The sequence below is a fragment of the uncultured Methanobrevibacter sp. genome (assembly GCF_902771435.1).
Lineage (GTDB): Archaea > Methanobacteriota > Methanobacteria > Methanobacteriales > Methanobacteriaceae > Methanocatella.
Genome location: NZ_CACXXB010000065.1, coordinates 1 through 4,715, shown reverse-complemented (window position 1 = coordinate 4,715; position 4,715 = coordinate 1). Strand labels below are relative to the sequence as shown.

The window sequence follows — 4,715 nt, the reverse complement described above, 5'->3', positions numbered from 1 at the left end:
ATAGGAATTTAGTGAGGTGAAAAAAATGCGTAAAATTACTATAGCCTTATTGGCTTTAATCGTAGTCGCCATGTTAATCCCTGTTGGATTTTCAGGTGAAGTAAATTCCGTTGTTGTAACTTATGGTGAGGCAACTCACGCAAATTCAAACTATAAATCAACTGTAGACAGTTTCTTTACAAATCAGGCACATGTTGATTTGAACCGTGCTGAATCAAAAATAATCTCTGCCAGTGATGTGAATAAAATATCAACAGGCATAACCGGCAAAACATACGGTTCAGATCAAATACTCTCATCAGCACTCCTGGACTTAAATGACAATGACAATCTCGAAGTAAGCGTAGACAAATCAAAAATCACTACAATTACAGGCGACATGTACATTTCAGCTTTAAAATCAGCTGGAATCACAAAAGGCCATGTATATGTAACCAGTCCGGTATCTGCAACAGGTGAATCTGCCCTTGCGGGAATCATGAATTCATATGAGGCAGCTACTGATGTTGAAATTCCGGAAAGTGTAAAAGAAGCAGCTACTGATGAAATCTACACACAGGCGGAAGTCGTAAATAATTCCGGTGTGGATGCAGATAAACTCTCAAAATTGGTAGATGACGTAAAACAGGAAGTTTCAAGCGATAATGTTACAGATCACGACACAATTGTTAACATCATTAACAATTATGTTCAAAACAATAACATTAACATTACAAATTCAGACATTGAAAATCTGGCAAGTTCAATTGAACAAGTGCAAAACGTTCAAGGAGATGTAAACAGCTATAAAGACCAACTAAGCAACTTTATGGGCAGTGACTTTCTGAACTCAACTTCAGATAACCAGTCTTTCATTGACGGAATCTTGAATTGGATTAAATCCTTTGTTGGTGGGATTTAATTCCCATTTCTTTTTTTTTAAATAATTTCTTAATTTAACTATTTTACATTAAAACAATCTTCATGATTTTCCACGTTAATGATGGTTATTGTGTTTTTATCAAGAATTTAAGATTTTTTTTATTCAAAAAAGGTTAAAGTGGAGTTTAAACTCCACTTGATGTTAAAATAGTTATATTCTCTGTGTATAATGGTGTAGTTGATTTTGCTGAATCAACGACTTTAATTTCTGCTGTAGAAGGTTCTTTTTTATTGAAATACATTCCTTCAAATTTATATGTTTTACCGCTATCCGGATGAATTTCATTCCAACCTATTGTTGAATCAATAACTTTTCCTTCATCATCATAGTAGTTAACAGTAACTTCTAAATAATCAAAGTTAGTGCCTACATATATGTCTCCGGAAACATCACCGTTATAATAGCCGTAGCCATCGTCGGTAATGTTTTGAGTAATATTGCCTACTGTTACTGAATTTTCAGCATTCATTTGATAAACTGCTCCTCCAGCTATTAACATTACAAAAACTAGTACAAATGTTAAAATAGGAATCACCCATAGTTTTTTGTTTGTATTATGCATTCCTTTAAGATATAATGTTAGAATTCCTGCCACAATAAACAAAATTGCAGAAATCTCACCGAAACGGGCGATAAACATATAAATTAATGCTCCGGTTACAATAAATTCTGCTGCAGCAATCAATGGTTCGTTCATTTTTTCCATTAAAAAGATTCCAATTACGCCTCCAATGATAGCAATAACCATGGATGATATGATATTATCCCAACCCATTAACACAGGTGTTCCAAGACCTTCACCAACACCAACAATAATGGCAATAGCTGCTAATATTAAAGGTAATTTATTTATGAATTCATTTTTATCATTTTTAACTTCTGACGGTTTATTTTCAGTGGGTTTGTTTTCAGATGACTTTTTTGTTTCTTCTGTTTCTTCGTTTATTGGATTGCTGTTAAGTTCAAATCCACATGAGTCACAAAACTCGGCATCATCTTCAAGTTCCTTACCACATTTTCTACAGTATTGTACCATAATTTACCTCCCTCAAATTGTTATTATGATGTGTTATGTTATTGATTTTGAGATATAAAATTATTACTATTATCAATATTTATGAATGAGATTTGTGATTGTGGGAAAATAATCTAAGTTCACTTTAACATTAACATTTTACAAATTTTATCCTAAAATCTTTCTTGGATATGTATCAAGCTAAGATTGTATATTATAACCACTGAATGTTGATCGTTAATGTTAATATGCTTTAAGATTTCAGTAAGTTTTATTATCTTGTGTTGTTTTAAACAAGGTTTTGATGATTTTAGAAATAGTTAATTATGAAGGTGTATCTGCATTAGTTTTTTCTTCAAAATTGTTCAAAACAAACCGCTCAGTATATATAGTAATGAATAACATAACTTAATTCATTAATAGATTATATTCAATTAAATGAAGGTTTGATAATATGGTGAGATTTTCACAAACTCTTGATGATAGGCAAGCAAGAAACAAAGTAAAACCTTATGAACAACCAAGGGAGAACCCTTATACTGTTCGTGAAGAAATACCTCCACGTAAAGTTCAGATGAGGGATGACAGATTATATGCTCAACCGCCACAACAGCCTGTTCGTCAGGAACCGGTCTATCAGAGGCAGAATAATCTACATGCACAGCCTCCTAAACAGCCTGTTCGTCAGGAACCTGTTTATCAGAGGCAGGATAATGTGCGCGCCCAACCGCCACAGCAGCCGGTTTATCAAAGGCAGGATAATATATACAGTCAGCCTGCTCAGGAGTTGGATGAGATAATCTATGAAAGGCCTGTCATCGAAAGAGAATCCGTCAAACCTGATTTGTCCAAACCGGAATTGAAATTCCCTGCCGATCAAAACATCCAGTTCGGTGTTGAATATTCTCCAAACTCAAAGCCTCCTGTCATAGGAAATAACTACACAATACGTTCAAATTCAATCATCTATAATGATGTGGTCATTGGAGATAATTTCAGGACAGGACACAATGTTGTCATTCGTGAAAACACCAACATCGGTGATGATGTGCTGATTGGAACCAATACTGTTATTGAAGGGGATGTGATTATTGGAAATGACGTCAGCATACAGTCCAATGTATATATTCCGACAAATTCCGTAATTGAAGACAATGTATTTATCGGGCCTTGCGCCTGTTTTACAAATGACAAATATCCTGTAAGAATTAACTATGAACTTCAAGGACCTAAAATAAGACGTGGAGCTTCCATTGGAGGTAATACAACCTTCCTGTCAAATGTAGAAATCGGAGAAGGGTCCATTGTTGCTGCAGGAGCTATTGTAATACATTCAGTTCCGCCATTCTATTTGGCTATCGGAACACCTGCACGTATCAAACCACTTCCGGATCACCTGAAAGTTCCAAACAGGTTCTAATGTTAAAGGAGATTATAATTATGGCTCAATATAAATGTAAAATCTGTGGATATGTTTTAGATGAAGACAACTATGAAGAAGGATTGAATATTCCTGCTGGAACCAAATTTGAAGACTTGCCGTCTTCTTTCAAATGTCCGAAATGCAGAATGGCAAAGTCAATGTTTGAAAAAATTTAAATAATTTTATATATTACATTAGATTAAAATAATATTAACCTACAATTTAAAGGAGATTGTTAAGAATGGCAAAATTTAAATGTAAACTTTGCGGATATGTAACTGAAGAATTCGATGAACTCCCAGATGACTTTAAATGTCCAATGTGCGGCGCAACCGCTGACATGTTTGAAAAAGTCGAATAGGTGTTCTTAATGGCTTATATGTGTAAAGTATGTGGATTTGTCTTAGAAGAAGACGAATTACCAGAAGATTACACTTGCCCAGTCTGCGGTGTACCTGCAGCAAACTTTGAAGAACAATAGGTTCTTCAATTTTTAATTTTTTTCTAAAAATTGTTTATTTTTAAAATTAGTTTCTATTTTTCCAGAGTATTTTTCAAATATTTTCATGATGTCCCTGTTGTCCTTTGACACGACATCATAGCTGACCTTATTTGAATACTCCTTATCGATTACTTCAAGCTTATTGTTTCTGACTTCCGAATCGGCAGTCTTGATTTCAGAATATTCGAAAGTTATTGTGTAAACGTCATACTCTTCAATTTCAAGAATTTCAGCATTTCCAATAGCTTCCATGACTGATTTGGAATATGCCCTTACAAGCCCTCCGGCACCAAGCTTGATTCCTCCAAAATACCTTGTAACGACTGCAGTAACATTGTGAAGTTCATTTTTCCTTAAAACGTTAATCATAGGTTTGCCTGCAGTTCCGCCAGGCTCGCCGTCATCGTCAAATCCCTCTCCATCGCTTACGATGTATGCTGTGCAGTTGTGGGTTGCATCATTGTACTGCTGATTTAGCTTCTGAATGATTTCCTTTGATTCGCTCTTTGTTTTTGTTGGAAACAATGAACAAATGAACTGGGACTTTTTAACATTAATTTCGCTTTGTACCGGTTTTCTAATAGTTTTCATGCTATCAATATATTTATATATCTAATCCAATATATTATTGTTAGTAAATTTAGAAGGTGTTTAAATTGTCAAGTCGATCAGCTACTGTTTTAGTAATATTTAGTGTGGCAGTAATTGCATTTTGTCTAGCTAGTGTTTTTGCAGCTATGACCGGACCAATATCAATTTTACCTAATGAAAGTGATGCTGGAGGAATTTTAGATAATCTTTCAGCTATTACTGATTCGGATAATAACAATTATCATCAGTCCTATAGTGAGGA

The 4,715-nt window shown here is 34.4% G+C and carries 7 protein-coding genes and 1 pseudogene; 6 read left to right on the top strand and 2 right to left on the bottom strand.

What is annotated here, in order from left to right:
- Positions 1-25 precede the first annotated feature (25 nt).
- Positions 26-901 carry a DUF1002 domain-containing protein gene (locus QZU83_RS10145; protein WP_295611877.1) on the top strand — a complete coding sequence of 292 codons (876 nt, stop codon included), beginning with the start codon at positions 26-28 and terminating at the stop codon, positions 899-901.
- Between the two features lie 145 nt (positions 902-1,046).
- Here QZU83_RS10145 and QZU83_RS10140 read toward each other — a convergent pair whose 3' ends face one another.
- On the bottom strand, positions 1,047-1,958 hold the full coding sequence (locus QZU83_RS10140) for a zinc ribbon domain-containing protein (protein WP_295611876.1): 912 nt from the start codon (positions 1,956-1,958) through the stop codon (positions 1,047-1,049).
- Positions 1,959-2,781: 823 nt separating this feature from the next.
- Here QZU83_RS10140 and QZU83_RS10135 point away from each other — a divergent pair.
- From QZU83_RS10135 to QZU83_RS10120, 4 genes are all read left to right on the top strand, one after another.
- Positions 2,782-3,357, top strand: coding sequence for an acyltransferase (locus QZU83_RS10135; protein ID WP_394350267.1), 576 nt, complete (start codon positions 2,782-2,784; stop codon positions 3,355-3,357).
- 20 nt (positions 3,358-3,377) lie between these two features.
- Positions 3,378-3,536 (top strand): rubredoxin, encoded by a 159-nt coding sequence (locus QZU83_RS10130; RefSeq protein ID WP_295611875.1) that lies wholly within the window; start codon positions 3,378-3,380, stop codon positions 3,534-3,536.
- A 65-nt stretch (positions 3,537-3,601) separates the two neighbouring features.
- Positions 3,602-3,721 (top strand): rubredoxin, encoded by a 120-nt coding sequence (locus QZU83_RS10125; RefSeq protein WP_295611874.1) that lies wholly within the window; start codon positions 3,602-3,604, stop codon positions 3,719-3,721.
- A gap of 9 nt (positions 3,722-3,730) precedes the next feature.
- Positions 3,731-3,841 carry a rubredoxin-like domain-containing protein gene (locus tag QZU83_RS10120; protein ID WP_295611873.1) on the top strand — a complete coding sequence of 37 codons (111 nt, stop codon included), beginning with the start codon at positions 3,731-3,733 and terminating at the stop codon, positions 3,839-3,841.
- A 12-nt stretch (positions 3,842-3,853) separates the two neighbouring features.
- Here QZU83_RS10120 and QZU83_RS10115 read toward each other — a convergent pair whose 3' ends face one another.
- Positions 3,854-4,453: a YigZ family protein gene (locus QZU83_RS10115; RefSeq protein ID WP_295611872.1), complete on the bottom strand. Its 600-nt coding sequence runs from the start codon at positions 4,451-4,453 to the stop codon at positions 3,854-3,856.
- 65 nt (positions 4,454-4,518) lie between these two features.
- Between QZU83_RS10115 and QZU83_RS10110 the strand changes: the two are divergent.
- Positions 4,519-4,715 (top strand): annotated as a pseudogene (locus QZU83_RS10110) (hypothetical protein); the annotation flags it as partial.